The sequence below is a fragment of the Clostridium bowmanii genome (genome assembly GCF_018861315.1).
In the GTDB taxonomy this organism is placed as follows: domain Bacteria; phylum Bacillota; class Clostridia; order Clostridiales; family Clostridiaceae; genus Clostridium_AD; species Clostridium_AD bowmanii.
In genome coordinates, this window is sequence record NZ_JAHLDL010000025.1 from 45,807 (window position 1) to 67,214 (window position 21,408).

20 protein-coding genes and 1 pseudogene are annotated in these 21,408 nt (G+C 30.6%); 5 read left to right on the plus strand and 16 right to left on the minus strand.

The genetic code is table 11. From position 1 onward, the window contains the following. Window positions 1-8 precede the first annotated feature (8 nt). A complete protein-coding gene (locus tag KPL51_RS24360; protein ID WP_216163567.1) occupies window positions 9-914 on the plus strand; it encodes an AraC family transcriptional regulator in 906 nt (301 codons plus the stop codon). 170 nt (window positions 915-1,084) lie between these two features. Here the strand turns inward: KPL51_RS24360 and KPL51_RS23610 are convergent, their stop codons facing one another. From KPL51_RS23610 to KPL51_RS16080, 9 genes are all read right to left on the minus strand, one after another. Then, window positions 1,085-1,288: a cell wall-binding repeat-containing protein gene (locus tag KPL51_RS23610; RefSeq protein WP_216163570.1), complete on the minus strand. Its 204-nt coding sequence runs from the start codon at window positions 1,286-1,288 to the stop codon at window positions 1,085-1,087. 40 nt (window positions 1,289-1,328) lie between these two features. Beyond that, complete coding sequence (locus tag KPL51_RS23615) at window positions 1,329-1,559, minus strand: polysaccharide deacetylase family protein (RefSeq protein ID WP_224854320.1); 231 nt, start codon at window positions 1,557-1,559, stop codon at window positions 1,329-1,331. 159 nt (window positions 1,560-1,718) lie between these two features. Continuing rightward, window positions 1,719-1,955, minus strand: a complete 237-nt coding sequence (locus tag KPL51_RS16050; RefSeq protein ID WP_216163571.1) for a hypothetical protein — start codon at window positions 1,953-1,955, stop codon at window positions 1,719-1,721. Between the two features lie 373 nt (window positions 1,956-2,328). Continuing rightward, window positions 2,329-3,507 carry an ROK family transcriptional regulator gene (locus tag KPL51_RS16055; protein ID WP_216163572.1) on the minus strand — a complete coding sequence of 393 codons (1,179 nt, stop codon included), beginning with the start codon at window positions 3,505-3,507 and terminating at the stop codon, window positions 2,329-2,331. A gap of 106 nt (window positions 3,508-3,613) precedes the next feature. After that, entirely contained in the window at window positions 3,614-4,408 is a 795-nt protein-coding gene (locus KPL51_RS16060) for a tetratricopeptide repeat protein (RefSeq protein WP_216163573.1), read from the minus strand. Between the two features lie 120 nt (window positions 4,409-4,528). Then, window positions 4,529-5,923, minus strand: a complete 1,395-nt coding sequence (locus KPL51_RS16065) for a DUF4340 domain-containing protein (RefSeq protein WP_216163574.1) — start codon at window positions 5,921-5,923, stop codon at window positions 4,529-4,531. Further along, window positions 5,920-7,332, minus strand: a complete 1,413-nt coding sequence (locus tag KPL51_RS16070) for a Gldg family protein (protein WP_216163575.1) — start codon at window positions 7,330-7,332, stop codon at window positions 5,920-5,922. Before KPL51_RS16070 ends, KPL51_RS16065 begins: the two co-directional genes overlap by 4 nt. A 13-nt stretch (window positions 7,333-7,345) precedes the next feature. Further along, complete coding sequence (locus KPL51_RS16075) at window positions 7,346-8,209, minus strand: ABC transporter permease (protein ID WP_216163577.1); 864 nt, start codon at window positions 8,207-8,209, stop codon at window positions 7,346-7,348. Then, window positions 8,209-9,159, minus strand: a complete 951-nt coding sequence (locus KPL51_RS16080) for an ABC transporter ATP-binding protein (RefSeq protein WP_216163579.1) — start codon at window positions 9,157-9,159, stop codon at window positions 8,209-8,211. Before KPL51_RS16080 ends, KPL51_RS16075 begins: the two co-directional genes overlap by 1 nt. A 318-nt stretch (window positions 9,160-9,477) precedes the next feature. Here KPL51_RS16080 and KPL51_RS16085 point away from each other — a divergent pair, with 318 nt between their 5' ends. After that, a complete protein-coding gene (locus KPL51_RS16085) occupies window positions 9,478-10,179 on the plus strand; it encodes a DUF624 domain-containing protein (RefSeq protein WP_216163581.1) in 702 nt (233 codons plus the stop codon). A gap of 270 nt (window positions 10,180-10,449) precedes the next feature. Continuing rightward, a pseudogene (locus tag KPL51_RS24520) lies at window positions 10,450-10,821 on the plus strand (AraC family ligand binding domain-containing protein); the annotation flags it as partial. A 32-nt stretch (window positions 10,822-10,853) separates the two neighbouring features. Here KPL51_RS24520 and KPL51_RS16090 read toward each other — a convergent pair. The 4 genes from KPL51_RS16090 to KPL51_RS16105 all read right to left on the minus strand — a co-directional run bounded on the left by KPL51_RS16090 (window position 10,854) and on the right by KPL51_RS16105 (window position 16,148). Next, window positions 10,854-12,176 carry an ADP-ribosylglycohydrolase family protein gene (locus KPL51_RS16090; protein WP_216163599.1) on the minus strand — a complete coding sequence of 441 codons (1,323 nt, stop codon included), beginning with the start codon at window positions 12,174-12,176 and terminating at the stop codon, window positions 10,854-10,856. A gap of 122 nt (window positions 12,177-12,298) precedes the next feature. Continuing rightward, complete coding sequence (locus tag KPL51_RS16095; RefSeq protein WP_216163601.1) at window positions 12,299-12,490, minus strand: hypothetical protein; 192 nt, start codon at window positions 12,488-12,490, stop codon at window positions 12,299-12,301. A gap of 213 nt (window positions 12,491-12,703) precedes the next feature. Beyond that, window positions 12,704-13,693 carry an L-glyceraldehyde 3-phosphate reductase gene (gene mgrA / locus KPL51_RS16100; protein WP_216163603.1) on the minus strand — a complete coding sequence of 330 codons (990 nt, stop codon included), beginning with the start codon at window positions 13,691-13,693 and terminating at the stop codon, window positions 12,704-12,706. Between the two features lie 136 nt (window positions 13,694-13,829). Next, window positions 13,830-16,148 carry a GH36-type glycosyl hydrolase domain-containing protein gene (locus KPL51_RS16105; RefSeq protein ID WP_224854323.1) on the minus strand — a complete coding sequence of 773 codons (2,319 nt, stop codon included), beginning with the start codon at window positions 16,146-16,148 and terminating at the stop codon, window positions 13,830-13,832. Window positions 16,149-16,337: 189 nt separating this feature from the next. Between KPL51_RS16105 and KPL51_RS16110 the strand changes: the two genes are divergently transcribed. After that, the gene (locus KPL51_RS16110; RefSeq protein WP_216163607.1) at window positions 16,338-17,234 is read left to right on the plus strand and encodes an AraC family transcriptional regulator; all 897 of its coding nucleotides are present in this window, start codon (window positions 16,338-16,340) and stop codon (window positions 17,232-17,234) included. 23 nt (window positions 17,235-17,257) lie between these two features. Here KPL51_RS16110 and KPL51_RS16115 read toward each other — a convergent pair whose 3' ends face one another. Then, window positions 17,258-18,109, minus strand: coding sequence for an AraC family transcriptional regulator (locus KPL51_RS16115; RefSeq protein ID WP_224854347.1), 852 nt, complete (start codon window positions 18,107-18,109; stop codon window positions 17,258-17,260). 179 nt (window positions 18,110-18,288) lie between these two features. Between KPL51_RS16115 and KPL51_RS16120 the strand changes: the two genes are divergently transcribed. After that, window positions 18,289-20,463: a glycoside hydrolase family 3 N-terminal domain-containing protein gene (locus tag KPL51_RS16120; RefSeq protein ID WP_216163609.1), complete on the plus strand. Its 2,175-nt coding sequence runs from the start codon at window positions 18,289-18,291 to the stop codon at window positions 20,461-20,463. A gap of 137 nt (window positions 20,464-20,600) precedes the next feature. Here the strand turns inward: KPL51_RS16120 and KPL51_RS16125 are convergent, their stop codons facing one another. Both KPL51_RS16125 and KPL51_RS16130 read right to left on the minus strand, forming a co-directional pair. Then, window positions 20,601-20,912 carry a glycosyl hydrolase-related protein gene (locus KPL51_RS16125; RefSeq protein ID WP_216163610.1) on the minus strand — a complete coding sequence of 104 codons (312 nt, stop codon included), beginning with the start codon at window positions 20,910-20,912 and terminating at the stop codon, window positions 20,601-20,603. A 266-nt stretch (window positions 20,913-21,178) separates the two neighbouring features. Further along, window positions 21,179-21,325: a hypothetical protein gene (locus tag KPL51_RS16130; RefSeq protein WP_216163611.1), complete on the minus strand. Its 147-nt coding sequence runs from the start codon at window positions 21,323-21,325 to the stop codon at window positions 21,179-21,181. Between the last annotated feature and the right edge of the window lie 83 nt (window positions 21,326-21,408).

Genomic DNA, 21,408 nt, shown 5'->3' on the forward strand with positions numbered 1-21,408 from the left:
TAAAAGAGGTGCTTACTATAGAAACGTCTTATGAAGAAAAAATCAATTTAAAAGAAGGTATATTATACCCTTTCGAATGCCACATTCAAAAGGGTTTAGGTAAGGGCATTCTTGCTAATGCTCATTATCATTATTATATAGAACTACTCTATTGTATATCTGGTAAAGCACAAGTATTTATATCAGGTAAAAGTTATGACTTTTATGTCGGTGACATGGTTTTAATTAATTCAAGAGAAGTACATTCCGTTTATAAAACATCAGAGGATGAAGTTGAATATATAGTAGTAAAATTCGACCCAAATGTTTTATATTCAACATCAATAACTGTATTTGAAACTAAATATGTTTTCCCTTTTACTTTAAACAAATCTACACACCAAAAAGTTTTTACTAATAATGAAATAAAAGATACCTATATACCTGGGCTTCTTCATGGAATTTTTATAGAATACAATAATAAAAATTATGGTTTTGAATTAGCCATAAGAAATAATATTGGTGGTGTATTTTTATTAATACTTCGTAATTGGTATGATAAGGGTCTTGATTTAAACATAAATACTAATATAAAGGAAAACACTTTAAAGAAATTACAAGGAATTTTTGATTACGTTGATAAAAATTACATGTCTGATATATCCGCAGAGTCTGTTGCATCCAATTGCAATATGAGTTACAGCTACTTTTCAAGATTTTTTAAAGCTTCCGTTGGAAAAGCTTTCAGTCAATATCTAAACTACGTAAGAATAACTGAAGCAGAAAAATTATTACTTTGCACTAACTTGAATATTACTGAGATTGGTATGGAAATTGGTTATACTTCTTCTAGCTACTTTATCCAACAATTTAAGCATTATAAAAATATATCCCCTAAACAGTTTAAAATAAAATTTAATTTGTATGATAACTAAAAATATAGATCCTAATAAAATTAATGACATCATATCAATAGCTGAACCTGTTTGTTGTTTGTGTAGCAAGTGTCGCAACCAACCCATAGACTTCTGCTGCGGTGGCTGCTTCATTTTAAAAAACCTTCGAACTGCAACATCCAGTCCGAAGGTTTTCTAAATTGTGTGTTTTATTTTTGTACCAATGAATCCGCGATATCATTTGATACAACTGCTTCTCCACCAAATACAATTACATCAATTATTTTTTTCTTAATTAACAACTCTTTTTGCTTACTTACATCATTATTATCTACAAGGAATACAACACAATTTTTTCTTGTAGCGAATACCGATCCACCTAAAGCATATAATAAATTTTTCCATGTAACCACTTATTACTATTTTCAGTAGCATAATACTCACCTGGCATTATTAAATATAAAGTTCTACAATTTCACTTTGGTTAATACGTTTAATTAGTTTACCTTTATTTATCCAAGTATTAGATTCACATTGAAGCCCTGAGTTAATATTAAATGTGCCTTTCAACCCATACTTATTAAAAATTTCTACGAGTCTTATATCTTGACAAACTCCATCATCGTAGCTAAAAGTAAGAACTTTTTTTCTGCCTTTTGGAAAAAGATGTTTAACAATATTCATAAAAATACACCGTCCTTTTATTTATTTCATTTTTATAAATATTTCTTAAACCACTGTATAATATTATCAATCATTATATCAGGAACTTCATGACCTATCTTAGGGTATTCAATTAAACTATATTTTTGATTACTTTCTAAATACTCCTTATTTATTGTTTCAACCAGCTGTTACTTTAGCATTGGTAACAATATCATGTTCCAAAAGCAATTTGACATCACTTTTATTATTCTCTAAATATTGCCTTAAAAACTCTGCTCCAAGTTTTAACTCATATGGATTCGTGTCACGAGACATAGTAATATCCAAAATTTCATTTAAATCCTCGTATCCTTTACAGCAAAAGCTACTTTTAATATTTGAATTACATTCTAATCTAAAATTCTTGCTCCCCATGTATAACAACCATTATACTAAACTATAATGGTTTTCACCTTCCTTTCAATTTAAAATAGATATTAAACAATACTTGTTTTATATCTATTAATAAGAATATTATATATATATATACGTCAATCTCTTATACATGTTTATTCAAAAATACTTATACTTATTTCTAAATTCCCCAGGTGCCAGATATACTTGTTTTTTATATAAATAGCTAAAATATGTTGTGCACTTGAAAAATTGATGCTATGCTACATACTGTTAGTTGTTGAAAGCTTTAGTAAAATCTTTGTAAAAATTTTTCGCTTTACATTTCAAAAAACATAAAAGGGGTAACTGCATAGTTACTCCTTTTATGTGCTTAAATTATTAATACCAATACTTACGGAACCCATTGATTAATACTTAGTTCAACACAACCCTGAAAGATTAAATTCTTGTACCCCTTACTATTACAAATTGAAAAGTTATGAGGCTTATTCACTATACTTCTTCTCATTACTTCTTCAATCATGCTAGGATACAGATAGTCAAAAATTCTTTCTGTGCTTCCTCCAAGATATATAATTTTTGGGTCAAAAATGTTAATAAGAATAGAAATAAGTTTTCCAAATAATTTTCCGTTTTCTTTAATTAATTCTGTGGCTTTTTTATCGCCGGATTCCACCTTTAAAATGAAATTCTCCCATAAATCAAAATCATGGTTCTTGCTAAGCATTTCATGTCCATAGTATTTTCTTAGAAACCCATTTTCAGTTAATTCAGTCTCTATGCACCCATTACTACCACAGTAACATTGAAAGCCGTTTTCTCCAATAGGAATATGATTAATTTCTCCCCCAAGCCCACTGTTTCCTGTAACAAGATTTCCCTCGGTGATAATCCCTGTACCAAGACCTTCCCCAATGAAAATATATATTAAATTCTTAGTTTTAAATTCTTCAGGATCATATAGTGAAGCAGCTGTAGCAAGTAGATTTGACTCGTTTTCAATATATGTAGGCAATCCAAAGACATCTTCAAACATATCTTTTAATGGCTTATTCTCGTATAATTCATTAGTAGAATTAATAATGCACCTATTGTCTTTAAAGAATATACCTGGCACTCCTACCCCAAGACCAAATAAAGAACTCCATTGGATTTTAAGTTTCTCTAGCATCTTGCTTGAATGCTTATAAATTTCCTGAATAATAAGTTCTGCTGAAAGAAGCCCAAATATATTTATTTTTTCTTCTAAAATCACTTCATTTTTTAAATTCATTAGAGCTATGTCAACCTCAGTCTTTTGAGATAAATTAATTGCTAACGTAAGCTTTGCCAAAGGCATTATTGAAATTAACCCAGGAATTCTCCCTCCATTTGAGTTTAAAGATGAATTAATACACAATATTCCTTCTTTAATTAATTCATTACATAAATTTGAAACCGTAGCAAAGCTAAGGCCCTGACTATCAGAAATTTCTTTTTTAGTAACAGGTATACTAAAACGTAAATAATCAATAATTTTTTTAGTATTAAAGCTTTTAATTTCCATAGTATTCTGAACTATATTGCTCATTAAGCGCCTCTTTTCAACTTGTTATAAGTCTATTAATAACAAGTTTAAATCAGCTTATCATCTTTGTCAATATATAATCATTATTACTTGCGCCTGCTTTAATTTACTAAAGTATCTCCAATTCTAAGATTTTAGCTTGTATATCTTCTTTGGTAGTTATACTTAGAGACGTAAAATTGCAATCTAATCCTTTTTTTAAAACTTCAATAGCCTTTAGTTTATTATCTTGCTTTATAAGTGTAAGAGCATAATAATAATAGGGGGTAGCAAAAGTAGGCTTTTTAGAAATAACTTGATCATATATTTCAATAGCTTTATTATAGTCCTCTAAGTAATAATAAGTTTGTGCTAAGTTGTCCATTATACCAGCATCAGAGGAATTATAATCAAGTGCTTCAATGTTAAACTCTAAAGCTTTATTATAATCTCCCTTTAATATTAAAAAATAGCCTAGATTCTGATATATAATTGTATTTTTATTATTAGAGTGAATTTTCATTAATATATCTATAGCCTTATCAATGTCATTTCTCCTAAACATAAGTATTGAATAATTCAAGTTTAATTTTATTTCGTCATTTGCATTCATTTCTATCTTTAAAATTGATTTTATTAATCTCTCTGCATTATCCAACTTTCCTTGTAACATTAAAAAATACACGTAGGATATTCTGAATTTCGTAGGTGTATAAAAGCATCCGTTCATCCTCTCAAAATACTTATTTGCTACCTCTATCTTGTTTTGTGAATATCTATTATTAGCTATATAGTATAAAATAGTTGGATAATTTATTGCTACAATATAAAAAACCATAAAACTTATAGCCATTATTGGTTTTCTAGAAAAAATTATTATTGTAATTAATATTGCACCTATGTGAAAATATTTATTATTTTTCATATAAAAACCACCTTAAGGAAATTTTGTATGACACTATTGTAATGCTATATAACTTACTTGTCACTACTTATAAAGCTTAAAAGACTATACACTTTTTAGCAGTATAGTCTTTTAAGCCTTTTATTTTATATTTTTCAAACTAGTTAACATTTTATTGACTTTATCCAATGAAATTACAAAATCTGATTTTCCATCCCTAAACACAGCATAAAACTGATTATTATAAGGTACAAAATTAATAACTTCTTTTTTCTTCTTTGCATTATTAAGTGTATAAGTAATACTTACAGCTGGTTTTTCTTCTTGTTTTTTATCATTTTCAGAATCCACTGTTAATCCTACAATTTCTTGATATACTTTTTTAAATTTTTTGATTTCTATAATTTTATCGTTTACTTTAGAAGTTGTAACTACAACATCCGGATCTCCTGACTTTTCGGCCTTAGTGGAAGTTCTAGATAGCAAAACTGTAGTCTCCATGCCATTTGCTACAACAACTATCTTATCAACTTTATCTATATTTACAATATAAACAAACTTACTTATAATATCAAGAGGTTTTACCCTAAAGGTATCAATTACTGTCTTATCCATTACATATATAGTATCTGCCTCAGAAGTTTTAAAATATACATATTTATCATCTTTGTTTTTACCTATAAATAGTTGTAAAGTACTTTTACTATCTTTTAGTATAAGCTCAAGCGATGGTTTATCTAAGCCATAAATGCTTAAATCCTTTGGATTATCTATTATGACATCACTAGCTGTAAGTTTTGGAATGGCCGCCGCCACTAAACCTATTTTATTGTCATCCACACCAATAGTTTTACTATATGCACCGGATAGTGTCCAAGTATTTAAATTGTAATTAGTTTCTTCAACACTTCTATTCTCATTTTTTTCAATTTCAATAGGAGAACTTCCAGCTTCTATGATTTTTATAGATGTAAGTGTTTCAGGATTTATGGAGGTTATAGTTTTATCTCTATAAGCTGACTGTGCTTTGATAATGTTGTCCACAGTACTAACTGATATAGAATATACATCCTTTTTCTCATTTCCACTAGCATAATAATTAGTACCTTCTGATGTTTTATCTCCAATATTTAATATTTTATCTGATCCATCACCAACTATTATTAAATTTATAATTGGTTTAATAAGTCCATACTTTTCTATATCTTCAGTGTTTTTTTCAACAAGTGTTCCATGTGAATTTATTAACGAACCTATTGCACTAGTAATCATGGGTTGGTCAAGCTTATAATCATAATTGTCAATTGACCAATTCTTGTTCTTCTTAATAAATGTATTTGAACCATCACCGAAAGTAGCAATTACTTTTGACACCTTAGTATCATCTACCTCCCAAAGCTCCACAGTACTTGCTACATCACTTATTGAACTTTTGTCTGCATCCTTTGTTTTGGGATGTTTGGAAACATAAAAATAAGCTCCTGATAATAAGAGTAAAATAACAACTAAAATGATAATACTCTTAGATTTCTTCATAGATGCCTCCTCCTAAGCCAAACTAAAACTCCTGCAATAAGAATTATAGAAGGAATTATTATTACAACCAATGCAGAGTATCCAAGTGCTTGCGACTTTGTAATTTGTAATCCTTCTGTTGTTACATCCTTAGGCGCTATAGATATATTTTCTTTCAGGTCCTGTACCCAATTCATACTATTCATGAAAAGATCTAGATTACCACCACCAGCGACGTTAATGAAACCAGCTGATGAAAAAACAACAATTTTAGCAGGGTTAGATTCTTGGGTATCTGTTATAGCAACTGCTACATCAAAAGGTCCCTCTAAATCTCCAACTTCTTTCTCGGTTTTTGAACTTTCTATATTTTTCTTCCCCCAAGATCTGCTGGAAGTGGTAAGTAGAGGTTCAATTTTTAATGATGCTTTCTTAACTTTTAGTTGCTCAATTGGTTGTGCTAATGGAAAAAGAATAGGTAACTTTGCAGAAACCATAGGGTCTATAATAGCATGACTATTCATCTTAGGGATAAGATACATTGGTTCCTTATAAAACTGCTCTGAATCTCCCTCTAAAACTATGGCTTGATGAATTTGAATTCCAAAAGTACTCATAAGTTCATCAAAATTTGGAAATTTAGACTTTTGTACATCCATTACAAATAACCCATGGCCTCCCTTTGAAAAGAAATCCTTTAACTTAATTAATTCATCCTTTGTTATATCAGCTGATGGTGAACTAACAAGAAGCATATCCCCTGCAGCTGGCTTCCAATCATTTATTAATAAATTCAAAGTTTTTACTACGAAGTTTTGATTGCTTAAGGCATTGGAAATTCCATCAGCTAATGGTTTTTCATTATGCCCCTCTAAATTGTAAACAACGGAATTCTTATCGCTTACTACATACATAATAGCCCCTGTGATTTTTTGCTCTGCTGCAATAGATTGCACAGAGCTCTGACCAGTATTTTCATCGTTAGCCATATTATACAATTCATTTCCATCTATCACTTTAAATTTACTTCCACTTTCAACTACTATACTCCCAGTTCTAATCGCATTTTTAGTGCTACTATATTTTTTTGCAATTTGAGGATTAGTACTTGGATCTATGGTTTCTATAGTTATCTTTTTTGTATTTGAATGATACTTATTTAATATCTCTGCAATTTCTTGATTTTCACTACCTTGCTTATTAAAACTAATAATGTTAATATCCTTACTTAACCCATCCATTACTTTATAAGATTGCTCAGACAATGAAAATAATTTATTTTTTGTCATATCAAATTTTAAATCCATTTTATCAACTACTAAGTTAGCAATTAATAATATTAAGAGTACCATAGTTGTGATTAGAGTTGCATACCCACCATATTTAAATTTATTACTTTTAAAAGATTTTCTTATTTCTAATTTTTTCATAATCATTCACCCCTTAGCTCCATCTTCTCTTGTCAACCATTCTTATAGTTAAAAATACAAATGCCACAATAAATGATAAGTAATATACCACAGAATTCAGGCTTAAAATTCCTTGTGAAAATAGATTATATCGTTTCGTTAAAGAAAACCAATCAAAAACCTTTTGAATTAACCCATCAAAAGCTTCCTTCTTAGTTAAATATATAATTACAGTTATCATAAGTCCCATTACTCCAATAGCTGCAGCTGCATAGATGTTTTTTGTTGAAAAATATACAAACAAAGTAGTTATAGCTATAATTATGATAATAAAAATTATGCTAGAGTTTCTAGTGCTTGGAAGAGCCTCTTGTATACTGTCAATCATAAATATGAAAAGCAATACTGAAAACGATATTACCGCGCAGGTGACTTGATTATCTGTCAAACTTGATACAAATAAACCTATTGATATTAAAGTTGCTCCTAGTAAAAACAAACCAATATATCCAGTAAAAATTTCAGATATGGAAATAGTTCCAAACTTACTTAAAATTATTGGATATAAAATTGTTATTAAAAGTGAAATAGTAAAAATAGCTAAGGCTGCAAAGTACTTACCTAAAATAATATCTGTTATTTTTAATGGCGAGGTAAGTAATAATTGGTCTGTCTTTGTTTTGGTTTCTTCAGATATGATTTTCATTGTTAATATAGGTATTATAAACAAAAAAACAATAATTAAGCTTTGAAGTGTATTGTTAAATGCAGGACTTAATGATAGTAAATTATACATTACAAAGAAAATTCCTGAAATTGCTAGAAATGTTCCTATAAAAATATAACCAACAGCTGACGTAAAATATGATTTAAGTTCTTTTAAAAACACAGCTAACATTACTGGACCCCTCCTTTATTTTCTGTTGTAACCTCTAAGAATATTTCTTCAAGGTCGGCGTCCTTACTCTTCATCATTAAGATAACAAATCCAGCACCACTGAGTGTACGAAATAATGTTTCTCTTATGTCCGTATCCTTATTTGCCTCAACTAGCATATCCACTGTACCAGGTTCATGAACACCTTGTTCTTTAACTAATTTAACATCTTCCATTTCTTTAATACTTTCGTAAATGTCCTGTTTTGCACCTTTAATTCGCAATAGTACCTTATTGCTATTATTGATTTTTCGGGATAATTCTTCAGGAGTTCCAGACGCGACAATTATACCTTTATTTATTATTATAACTCTGTGACAAATAGCACTAACTTCTGATAAGATGTGTGAGCTTAATATAATAGTACAAGTTTTACCTATTGTTTGAATTAAATTTCTTATCTCTATAATCTGCTTTGGATCAAGTCCTACTGTAGGTTCATCAAGCACTAGTACCTCTGGCTCTCCAACTAGTGCTTGAGCTAAGCCAACCCTTTGTTTATAACCCTTAGAAAGATTTTTTATGAGCCTCTTTCTTACATCTAATATTTTTACCAGTGACATTATTCTTGTCATACTTGTCTCAATAGCAGCAGATTTTACTTTTTTTATTCTATGTACAAATTTAAGGTATTCCTCAACTGTCATGTCCAAATATAAGGGAGGAATCTCAGGAAGATAACCTATTTTTTTCTTTGCCTCTTCAGGATTTTTAAGTATATCTATGCCATCAATTTTCACATTTCCTTCAGTTGCGGAAATGTACCCTGTAAGTATATTCATAGCAGTAGATTTACCTGCACCATTAGGTCCAAGTAATCCCAATATTTCGCCTTTTTCAATGGTAAGATTAATTCCATCTAATGCTACCTGATCCCCATATCGTTTTGTTACATTTTCAATTTCTATCAATTTTCTTCACCCCTATAATATTTTTTTATCTAAATATTTTCTCTCAAATAATTCATAGTATTGTATCACAATTGTGATAATATCAATGAAATGTGTCAGTTTAGCGTTAAATATATGAGCATTTTGTAAACAGCCTAATTATAGCATAAGTCTGTAAAAAATGCTAAAATTCATTGTGTTTTTTATAAGTTCTACCTATTTTCATTTTACACAATTTATGTTACATTTAAATAGCTTGTAAAATTATCTTAATTGTTAGATTTATCTACTAAAAACTGCTTACATAGTATCATTTCATAATTTCATTTGGAGGAAAAAATGGCTAAATCAAAAAGAGAATTTGGAGAAGGACCTATTTACACAATAACTAATTATATATTCTGGTTTTTTTTGGGCAATACATACTTTCTACTTCTTAATATTCCACTAGTTTTCATTTTACTTGTGCTTTTTTCTAATGGCACAAAAGCACTTCCACCTGGATTTGTTTCTATTATTGTTATTTGTTGTATCCCAATAGCACCTGCTGCAACTGCTCTGCTTAGTGTCATGGGAAAACTTATTAGGGAAAAAGACATAAAACTTACACATGATTTTTTTAAAGCTTATAAAGCTAACTTTTTTCAATCAATATTTTTTGGTTGCCTAGAAATAATAATATTTTGTATACTAATTATTGATATTAGATATCTTATTTCAAATAGTTACCCACGAATTTTAATTATTTCTGTTCTTATTATTATTGCTTTTACTTTTTCAGTTAGCCTCTTTGTATTCCCAATAATTTCAAGATTTTATTTAAGTACAAAAGATATTCTTAAAACTGCTGCATACTACACCATTCGGAAATTTAATATTACAATTTTGAATCTTAGTAGTTTTATCATTATAGGCTTTATATTTTTTAAAGTTCATACCTTTGTATTGGTATTTATGTCAAGTATTATCTGTTATTTACTAATGTATTATCAACAGAAAATACTATTAGAAATAGAAGAAAATTTAAAAGAGAATTCTTAGATAGATACTTATAAAATACTTTTAGAATTCCCATTTTAATTTGTACAAAAGGATAAGAGGCAGATTTACTACCTCTTATCTTTTAATTTTATTATACATCAATTATAATAGAACCATAGATGCTATTTTACTTAAAAAGGAGCAATTTGTATGCGAAACCTTACAAATAATTTAGAAGTACTCTACATTCCATACATCCCGCCAGTTGAATTTCCTATAACTTTCCCTGACACCTTAACCCATAGTCCAAGTGCTGAGCCAATATCTGCTATGCACTTTCATAATTCAATGGAAATAGGCTATTGTTACGAAGGATGCGGTGTATTCTTTGTAGACGGAAAAATATTTCACTTTTCTGCTGGTGATATCACAATTATTTTTAAAAATCAATTACATATTGCTCAAAGCGATTTAAATAATGTAAGTAAATGGAAATTTATATTTCTTAATCAAGAAATTCTTTTATCAGATTTGCCTTTGGGAGAAGTAAATAATTTAGCTACTATACTTTCTAATGTAAGTAATTTTAATAATATATTTACCCCTTCACTAGACCCAAAAATTTGCCAATTGATTCTATCTTTATTTTTAGAATTAGATAATAAGCACTTGGATTATAAATCTTATGTGAAATCTTTAGTGTGGCAACTATTAATTGAAATAAACAGGAGTTGTTATATTAGGTGGAAACCCGGTATCGCTGAATATAAAGTGTCATTTAATGGTTGGCTCCATTTTAAAGGAATGTTTTTTGCTCCTACAAGCGCACCCATAATAGATCCAACAGTGGCCCCATTACAGTCCGTATCCCATCCCAACACAGCCGTAGTTATAGCTTTTTCAAAATCTCCTTTGGAAAACACTAATGAAGCTACACATAAAGCAGCATTATTATTTGTATGAACTGCATCATAGTGTTTGAAGGCTTCATATATATTCTCAGCTAATTCAAGTTGGTCTTTCGCTTCTTTCCCAATAATGCTGGCCTTCTTTAAATCGTGATACAGTCTAGAGTTATTCGGAATTTCACTTAGTCCTATTTTAATAAGATTATCTATATCCTTCTCCACAAAGGCTGCCGATATCACTGCACTAAAAAACATAGCTCCATAAACTCCATTCTTTATATGGGAGAAAGATGCATCTCTATAAGCTAGTTCTGCCGCAAGTTCTGGATTTCCTGCAGCTCCGTAAGCATAACCATCTACTCTAATCTGAGCACCAATCCATTCCCTGTATGGGTTTAGATGAGTTCTTACCCACTCTATATCTTTCTTCCAATTGTGTGGTTTAACTTGATTATAATTCATTGTGACAGAAGTAAAATTTAAGTAAGCTTGAGTTTCAGCTGTACAAACCAATTGATAAGGAAGGTTTTCATGCCAAAATTTTCCTAAATCCCAGCTATCCCAATTAAGTCCTTTCTCTTCAAGAAGTTTCAGTCCAAGAACGGTATATCTTATATCATCGTCTGTTTCCATAAATTTGATATTTTCTAAAAGACTTTTATTTGACCAACCAATGGTTTCTAAACCAAATTCCTCTTTAGCTGTAGAATTTGTTGGGACATAATTAGAAATAGGCCAAGCATTTGCCCCTTTAAACCAAAGTTCAACATTTTTCCACCCCGGTCTTCCATTGCTCCCCCCCATAAAAGCAGGTCCTTCTATTGGTTTACCTAAAGCACATCCTATAGAACGTCCCAGCCATGCGCCATAGAATCTATCCTTTAATTTCTCTTCTGATTCTACAATATTAAATTTTCTTGGTCCTTCGTCTCTACTTTTTCTTATGTCTTCTAACTCTATTGGCTCACAAAATGAAAAATTCTTGGACATTTCTAATTGAGTTAATTCATTATAAAATGCCATAAGTTGCTTTTCATCCTGACCTAATTCTTCAAATCTTTCATAGTATCCCTCTACATTACAACCCTCTTCTTCTCTTTGCTTTATCTCTTTTTTTACCAAATTTTTTAATGACGTCCATCCAGCCATAGTAACCCTCCTTTTAAAGTCTATAATCATATTATCATTTTCTTATACTTAAATTATAATATAAACAAAGGTGCTATTCTACTTGAAAATGGGCAATTTGTATGCGCAATCGGACAAATAATTCAGGACAAAAGCACTGCCTTTAAACATCCCATATCTTTAAATTTATCCATCCATTCCTTCTTTGTTTTATCATCTGCCATTTTTAAACCTTCTAGTGTATATTCTATTTGTATTTCTTTCCACTTGCCTTTTTTCATGTCATGATAAGGTAAAATCTCTATTCCTTTCAAATTAGGATATTTTCTTGACAACGCCGAAATCCCTTGTAAATGCTTTGTTGTTTAAATATTCTAAAAAAATGATAAGAACTTTGAAAAACATACCGGATGCTCACCGTTAAATTATAAAAACTCTTATAATTAAGAAATTCAAAATTTTATAAAAAAAGGAGGTAAAAAACAAATTTCTAAGTTTTTCACCTCCTCTATATATTATATAATGTACCCCATTATATATATTGATCTCTATTCTAAAATTTTATCTATTTTCTCAAGTTCTTCAAAGCTGAACTCCAAATTATCTAATGCTTTTACATTCTCTTCTATTTGGCTTACTTTACTTGCGCCAATTATAACTGAAGTAAGTCTGTCCTCACGAAGATTCCAAGAAAGTGCCATCTGAGCCATACTCTGTCCTCTTGATTTTGCTATCTCATTTAAAGCCTTAACCTTATTCACAACCTCTTGTGAAACTTGATTTTCCTGAAGAGCACCTGTCTTAGAAGCTGCTCTTGAATCTTTTGGAATACCATTAAGATACTTATCTGTTAATACTCCCTGTGCTAATGGACAAAATGCAATACTACCTATGCCCTCTTGCGTAAATAAGTTCTGAAGGTCTCCTTCAATCCAACGGTTAGTCATAGAGTAAGAAGGCTGATGTATAGTGCAAGGCGTTCCTAATCTTTTAAGAATTTTTGCTGCCTCTCTTGTCTGTTCAAGATTATATGAGGATATTCCTACATATAGAGCTTTTCCTTGACGAACTAAAAGATCTAATGCTCCCATAGTTTCTTCCATAGGTGTATTAGGATCTGGTCTATGAGAGTAAAATATATCAACATAATCCAGGCCCATTCTTTTAAGACTTTGATCTAAACTTGCTACCAAGTACTTCTTTGAACCCATATCTCCATAAGGACCTGGCCACATATAATACCCAGCTTTAGAGGATATAATTAATTCATCTCTATATTGCTTAAGATCTGAATTTAATATTTTACCAAAAGTTTCTTCTGCTGAACCTGCTGGAGGTCCATAGTTATTAGCAAGATCAAAATGAGTTATACCTAAATCAAAGGCTCCTAAAACCATATTCTTCCCATTTTCATAAGTATCTACACCGCCAAAATTATGCCAAAGTCCTAGAGATAGTGCTGGTAGTCTTAATCCACTGTTCCCACATCTGTTGTACTTCATTTTAGAATATCTTTCGCTATTTGCTAAATATGACATTTTATCATCTCCTGTTTAATATCTTAATTTTATAAACACTTATAATTATATTCGTTTAAGCATTATAAGTAAATGTCATACTGTCTCATATACATGGAATAACGTCGTATTTACTACTTATTAAATCTACCAAATATTAGATACTTCCTTTCATAACTACATTAACTTCATGAATAGTTTTATCATTAAATAATGGTAATATGTTACCTTCAATTTCATTTCCATCTACTGTTAAAATTAGATCTGATTTTGATAAATGCTTTGGATTTTCTATAACAATATGATACTTAGCACCTCTGAATTCTCTGTTTACCTCAGCTTTGTCCCATTGTGGTGGCATACATGGATTTATTTTTAATCCATCATAATCTCTTTGAATACCAAGTATACCCTCGTATAGTCCCATCATTGTCCAAGCGGATGTTCCTGTTGTCCAAGACCAATACGATTTTCCGTAATATTTAGGATGCGTTGAATAACAATTTGTGAAAACATAAGGTTCTGCACCAGAACTTGTTGATGGATTCAAATCACTGTCTGGCATTATCTTTTTTAATGTTTTTAATGCCTCATCTCCTCTCCCAATTTTGCAATCCATAACTATTTTAAAACCAGTTGCATGACAATACACTCCTCCGTTTTCAAAAAGTCCTGGAAGCATTCCTGACATACGGCCTACATTAGGTGAATACTCAGGATAGGCTGGCATATTTAATGGAAACCCAAAGTCATGTTCCATAGAATCAATTGATTTTATTACCGATTTTAATCTTTCCTCGTCCGGTATATCTGCAAGTACTGCAAAAGTCTGTGCATTAGCATATATTTTACTACCAGCACTTTCTTTTGAACCTATGTTTTCATTCTTGCTTAGTGCACGCATATACCATTCTCCATCCCAGGCAACCTTGTTGATTGTATCCTTTAGGATTTCATATTCAGTCAAAAGTGATCCTGCATAACTCTCTTCCCCTATTTTCTTCATCAATACACTTAATTCCTTTAAACCAAGACAAAATTGCTCAGATAACATTACTGATTCTGCTTCTTCATCTGTTGTAATATTAAGTGCATCATTCCAATCAGCAACAAAAATTCTAATAAGACCATTACGACCCTTATCTTCAATAAGTCTATTAACAGCTGCCTTAACATGCTCAAGCATAGTACCTTTTCCACCATTTTGATATTCAATCTCTGTATTAAGAAGATCATAATCACCAGTTTCCTTAATTAGCTCACAAACCGCCCATATAATCCAAAAAGGTTGATCCGAATATCTTGTATCATCATAAGGGAACCAAGTAAGTACAGCATTACCCTCTTTAAACTGATGTCTTAAACATTCAATTATTTCTTCTTTAGCTTTTTCCTGTCTGTAACTAAGTAATGCCACTGAAATTTGAAGGTTGTCTCTTACTCCTTTTTTCCCCACAATGCAACAATCTACTTGCTTTTTTAGCCAGTTATTCATAATATTATTAATTTTCTCATCAGGAGTCTTAACGTTCATTGAACTGTATTTATTATAATTATACTTTTGAGTTTCATCGAATTCTTTTTGAATATTTGTTTTATTAGAGTATTTTAAAGATACCTGTCTTGCTTCTTCTAGAGATTCACTAACTCCAAAAACATAGCTTATTTCCTTTTCTTCTCCTGGACCCAGAGTAATTTTATTCTGCAAAACTCCACCAAGTATAAAAAGAGCCGCTAAAGAGTTGGTACAGTCCATACCTTTTATAACAACATCTGGTCTCTGAAATAGTCCAATCGAACTAGCATCAAGCTTGGTTATAGAACTTGTAGCTCCAAGAAACTTCGCTAAGTCACCATCATAAGCATGAACTTTTTCTGAACATGCTATATACCCATTATATCTTTTATGAGGCGCAAAAGGATGATTAGACATGCAATATATACCATTAAGTTCACTATCAAAATATGTTTCTAAGCTTCTGTACATTTCATAATACCTAGGATAGCTAAATCCTTCAAGATCAAAACTCACAGCTGAAAATATGCTCAAATTTCTTTCTCTATCAGTATTATTTTTAATTTTTAATGTCCAAACCTCATTATATCCATTTTGTGGTACAAATAATTGCCACTGGGCGCTTATTCCTACTTTTTCAGACTTCAAAGTTGTATATCCAATGCTATGTTCACATTCAAAATTATCAACGGTTTCGTTCAAAGGACCTTCTCCAATATTCCAAAAAGTATTATTATCCTCGTCACGAAAATAAACATACCTTGCATCATTATTATTAACCATACACATGTCAGCCTTTTCATTTAAATAATAGCTTCTTCCATGCCCTATCTGAGATACTTGAGCACAATAACCTTTTTCACTCCAAAGATAATTAGACCAATACCTTGGTGGCTTTGAATTTTTAATAACACATGAATTCCCACCATTCGTGAATTGATGAATTTTTTGTTTATTCATATTATACTCTCCCCTATCCATATTTAATCTTTGCTTGAATTTTTATATAATATAATATTTTTATATTTTGCAATCTTGTCTTATAATGATATAGTATATAATATAAGTATAACCTTATTTGCTTACAATTCCACACATATTGTGATTAGTAATTGTATCAATTGTGACTTTTATAAAGGATGTGCATCAATGGAAATAAAAAAAGAATATATAAAAATCTCAGATCCAGGATTTCCAATTAGAGCTAGTCTTACAATTAATTCTATGGAAGATTTATCTTCTAGTACTCATTTACATAAAGAAATGGAATTGGTATATGTAACAAAAGGTGAGATGGAATTTGTTATAAATAACGATATAATTAAGGTTAATAGTGGTAATGTACTTTTAGTAAATGGAATGATATCACATTCATCAACAGCAACTAATAATAAGAACGTTGTAGAAATGTATCTATTACAGTTTGACCCATGTCTAATTTTAGGGAATGCCTTGCTCTCCGATTATAAATATCTTGTACCCTTTTTAAACGAAAATACCTTTGACTATAAGTTACTTGATATTAAAGATTTTCACCAATATATTGTCGTAACAAATTTAATAGTCGAAATACAAGCAGAAATTGTAAAAAAAGAGATTGCTTATGAAATGTATATTAAATCTTGCCTTTACAGAATTCTAACCATTTTATATAGAAACAACATTATTAATTTTTCATCACTTGATATACTCAATAAAAATAAAGATATGCTGTCAAAACTTAATAAAGCTTTTAAATTAGTTGAGAATTATTACTATGAACCTATTACTGTCGAAATGGCTTGTCATGAATTAGCTCTCAATTATCACTATTTCTGTAGATTATTTAAAGCTGCAACAGGTAAAACTTTTATACAATACCTAAACTTTGTTAGAATTAAAAATGCAGAAAAGCTTTTGCTTAGTTCTGAAAAGAGCATTATACAAATAATGTCTGAAACAGGATTTTCAAGTTTAAATTACTTTAATAAAGTTTTCAAAAGCTACAGAGGGACATCTCCATCCGCTTACAGAAAGGAAATCCTCAATAAAAACAAAATGCATTAATGGACCAAATTATTATGCAGTCTTTAATGTTTTTCTGAATTGAAGACAACTTTTCTATACTGTGATGGAGTACAGTTTTTAAAAGTTTTAAATGCTCTCATAAAGCTTTGACTACTCTCAAAGCCACATTTTAATGCTACATCAGAACAATCTTTTTCAAGTCCAAACATATTTTCAGCTATCTTAACTCTGTATGCTGTAAGATAATGGTTAAAAGTCGTCCCTGTAGTTTTTTTAAAAAGTCTACAAAAGTGTGATACACTTAAATTCGAAGCTTTTGCAGCTATTTCTAAAGTAAGCTTAGTCATATATTGTTCATCTATTAACCTAAACGTATTAAAAAGCATTTTTTTAGTTGTAATGTCATTTATATTGTTTGACTGGTTTTTTTTATTTTTGCTGTATTTTCGCACTAGAGTCCCGATTAAAGCGAAAATATTTGCCTTAATAATTATGCTATATGATTCTTGTTTGTTTTCAAATTCTCTTTTTATATTAAATATACAATCTATAACGTTCCTAATATCAGCATCTTTTTCTATAATTGGCTCTGGAAAACGGATCTTATTCTTCATAAAAAGTTCTATAGAATTTTTATCTTCAATGTTAAAAAATGAGGTCTCTATGAAATCAGGAGCAATATGAAATACCAATATTTCTTCGTCCCCTTCTGAATCCGCATTCGTAGAATGAATCTGTTCACTACCTATTACTATTAAATCACCCTTAGATAAAATTAAACTTCTGTTATCAATTTGCACCCTTATACTTCCCTTAATAATATAAAGTATCTCAAGAGCTTTATGCCAATGAAGATGGACATGTGGCTCATATTTTTTAGGGGAGTATGAAAAAATATTTATTTTTGTTTTCATATCATGTATACGAGATTTTTCACAATAAGGCTCCAATAATTTATCGCCACCTTTCACAAGATAAAGTAATATTTGATGACTTTATGATAATAAATGATAATAAAAACAGATGAATTTATATTATAATAATAGTATATAGTATGTTTGATAAAAAAACTATAATTAAAGGGGTGTCATTTATGAATTATACATACAAAAATGCTTTACTTCCTCCTATGGAGAGAACATTAAACTTACTCTCACTTATGACCTTGGAAGAAAAGGTAGGTCAGATGATGCAAATAAGTTACAATATGGTAAACGTAACCGAAGCCGAACAATGGGTCAAAAATAAGTTTGCAGGTTCTTTTCTCCATGCTCTTGGTGATAATGCAGACAGACTTCAAGAATTAGCTCTGTCTACAAGACTTGGGATTCCTCTTATGTTTGGAATAGATGCTATACATGGCCATGCTCTTTTAAATGGTGCAACAGTTTTCCCGTCGCAGCTTGCTATGTCATGTAGCTTTAACCCTTCCCTTGTAGAAAGCGCTGGACGTGTAACTGCAAGAGAAGTTTCTGCAGACGGCTTACATTGGACTTTCTCTCCATTACTTTGCATAGGCCGTGACACTCGTTGGGGACGCATAAATGAAACATTTGGCGAAGATCCTTATCTTATAGGGCTACTTGCCTCTGCAATAATCAAAGGTTATCAAGGCAAAAATTTATCAGACCCAGGTAGTATCTTAGCTTGCGCCAAACACTATATAGCTTATGGTGAAAGTACAGGTGCTAAAGATGCTTATGACACCGAAGTTACCTTAAGAAAAGTACGAGAAGTTTTCTTGCCACCTTTCAAAAAAGCAGTTGAGGTTGGTTGTGCTACTTTTATGACAGGTTATCAATCTATAGATGGAACACCAATGACAGCCAATAAAAAAATGCTTAAAGACATATTAAAAGATGAACTTGGCTTTGACGGCTTTGTAGTTACAGATTGGAACAATACAGGGTCACTTGTTGATAAACAAAAAGTATCTCCAGACATTTCTGATGCTTCTAAAAAAGCTATAGAAAGCGGAAATGACATGATCATGAATACAAATGATTTTTATGGCGCCACTTTGAAGCTAGTTCAAGAGGGGAAAGTCTCCGAGACTCTTATTGATGACGCAGTTAAACGAATCCTTAATATTAAATTTAAAATGGGCCTTTTTGATGCTAAAAAAAGACGTGGTTATATCTCCACAGATGTTATAGCCTCCAAAGAACATCAAGAAATCAATCTTGAGTTAACAAGAGAATCCATAGTATTATTAGAAAATAAAAATAACACATTACCACTTAATAATATTAAAAAAATAGCTGTAATAGGTCCCAATGCAGATAGTATTCAAGCTCAGTTCGGAGATTGGACATTCTTTAGTCATCCTGATCCAAATCCAGAGGCTGTACCTAATTTTGAATATTATACAATGTTAAGAGGAATACGAGAACTTGCTGAATCTAAAAATATAGAAGTTACCTATCACAAAGGCTGCGATATTATGGATAAAGAAGATATAGATATAGAAGGTGCTGTTAAAGCCTGCGAGGATGCAGATGTAATTATAGCCGTTGTAGGGGATTGTCTTGCAATGAATGGTGAGTTTAAAGATCGTGCTACTCTTGATATGCCAGGTTCTCAACAGGAACTTCTTGAGCAGCTAAAGAAACTAAACAAACCTTTAGCAGTTGTATTAGTTAATGGCAAACCACTCTCTATTCCATGGATAGCCCAGAATGCTGATGCAGTTGTAGAGACTTTTAATTCTGGAACATTAGGTGGAAAGGCACTTGCTGATATTCTATTTGGTGAATTTAATCCTTGTGGAAAACTAAGCATATCCTTCCCATATCATAGTGGACAGACACCTGTGTATTATAATCATTTGCCAGGTTGGCACAGCCCTAAATACGCAGATTTATCAACGGCAGAGCCTTTATATAGCTTTGGTTATGGACTATCTTATACTAGTTATAAATATTCTAACCTAACGCTTTCTAAAACAAGCTGTTCATCAAAAGATACTATAACCGTAAGTGTAGATGTCACTAATATAGGTAAATGTGATGGCACAGAAATTGTACAATTATATGTTAATGATGTTATAAGCTCTGTTATGACTCCTGTTAAAGAATTAAAGGGGTTTGAAAAAGTTCAGATAAATGCTGGAGAGACAAAGAACGTAAGTATTACTTTATCTGTATCCGATTTTTCTATTGTAGATGCGGATGAGAAGTATGTTGTAGAACCTGGAGATTTTGAAATTATGGTTGGTCCAGATTCTAGAGATGCAAGTCTACTCAAAGAGGTGCTTACAGTATTTTAGCCTCAAAATATTAGTCCTCTAATTAAGGAATTAAATCCATAAAAACCAACTATAACAAATAAAGCCCTTCGAACTAGTATTATAGAGTTCGAAGGGTTTTATTTTTTAATGTTTTTTAATAACTATTGCTGGTATACTTACTTCACAAGATGTATAGTTTTAATCTCAAAAGGTTTGAATTGAATTTTGAATTCGCCATTATAACTATTAATTTCACTAATTTCATTTTCAAGCATATCAGTTAAAACTATTTTTTTATATTTTAATGATATTGAAATTTTACATATGGACGTCATTCTCTTAGTTTCATATAAACGTATAATTATGTCGCCGCTTCCATCCTCAGAGGGTTTTATAGTTTCTATAATAATATTTGGTTCACTAACATTTATATATCCGCTTCTTATTTCAGCAGTTACATCCATATTAAAGAAAACTTTTCCATCCACAATGCAATTGTGCTATAGGGAAACTATCTAGATAATCATCATTAAGCTCACTAGAATGAAAAGTTTTTCCTTGTACCTCTGGTTCTTTTATTATACTTTCAAGTACTAAAAAATTTGATTTAATTTAAACTTGAATAAAAGATCTCAAAATTGCTGGCAATGGATAAATTATATGAATCCACTTTACCAAATAATCCTTATATTCTATTGTTACAACTATTTTTAAATGTTTACGCGCAACACCACAATCATCATCTGTATTAGCCTCAATAATAAGGTCTATTTTTTTTCACTTGTAAAAGCTTATCGCCCTCTACATTCCAAATTCTTTCTATAGAATTATTACCTACTTTAAGTTCATTGATTTCCAACATAACGTAGCAATCTTTAAATTTATATTCGTATTTAACCATACATATCCTCTCCTTTTATCACTATTGTGTATTTTTTAAAAAAGATTAAAGAAAAACAACTTTGGTAAACTATCTTCCACAAT

What these genes read in the sequence shown, in the direction of transcription:
- KPL51_RS23615 (WP_224854320.1), bottom strand. Translation starts at nt 1,559, where the DNA reads ATGAATATTGTTAAACATCTTTTTCCAAAAGGCAGAAAAAAAGTTCTT.
- KPL51_RS16050 (WP_216163571.1), bottom strand. Translation starts at nt 1,955, where the DNA reads ATGGGGAGCAAGAATTTTAGATTAGAATGTAATTCAAATATTAAAAGT.
- KPL51_RS16055 (WP_216163572.1), bottom strand. Translation starts at nt 3,507, where the DNA reads ATGAGCAATATAGTTCAGAATACTATGGAAATTAAAAGCTTTAATACT.
- KPL51_RS16060 (WP_216163573.1), bottom strand. Translation starts at nt 4,408, where the DNA reads ATGAAAAATAATAAATATTTTCACATAGGTGCAATATTAATTACAATA.
- KPL51_RS16065 (WP_216163574.1), bottom strand. Translation starts at nt 5,923, where the DNA reads ATGAAGAAATCTAAGAGTATTATCATTTTAGTTGTTATTTTACTCTTA.
- KPL51_RS16070 (WP_216163575.1), bottom strand. Translation starts at nt 7,332, where the DNA reads ATGAAAAAATTAGAAATAAGAAAATCTTTTAAAAGTAATAAATTTAAA.
- KPL51_RS16075 (WP_216163577.1), bottom strand. Translation starts at nt 8,209, where the DNA reads ATGTTAGCTGTGTTTTTAAAAGAACTTAAATCATATTTTACGTCAGCT.
- KPL51_RS16085 (WP_216163581.1), top strand. Translation starts at nt 9,478, where the DNA reads ATGGCTAAATCAAAAAGAGAATTTGGAGAAGGACCTATTTACACAATA.
- KPL51_RS16090 (WP_216163599.1), bottom strand. Translation starts at nt 12,176, where the DNA reads ATGGCTGGATGGACGTCATTAAAAAATTTGGTAAAAAAAGAGATAAAG.
- mgrA (WP_216163603.1), bottom strand. Translation starts at nt 13,693, where the DNA reads ATGTCATATTTAGCAAATAGCGAAAGATATTCTAAAATGAAGTACAAC.
- KPL51_RS16105 (WP_224854323.1), bottom strand. Translation starts at nt 16,148, where the DNA reads ATGAATAAACAAAAAATTCATCAATTCACGAATGGTGGGAATTCATGT.
- KPL51_RS16110 (WP_216163607.1), top strand. Translation starts at nt 16,338, where the DNA reads ATGGAAATAAAAAAAGAATATATAAAAATCTCAGATCCAGGATTTCCA.
- KPL51_RS16115 (WP_224854347.1), bottom strand. Translation starts at nt 18,109, where the DNA reads ATGAAAACAAAAATAAATATTTTTTCATACTCCCCTAAAAAATATGAG.
- KPL51_RS16120 (WP_216163609.1), top strand. Translation starts at nt 18,289, where the DNA reads ATGAATTATACATACAAAAATGCTTTACTTCCTCCTATGGAGAGAACA.
- KPL51_RS16130 (WP_216163611.1), bottom strand. Translation starts at nt 21,325, where the DNA reads ATGGTTAAATACGAATATAAATTTAAAGATTGCTACGTTATGTTGGAA.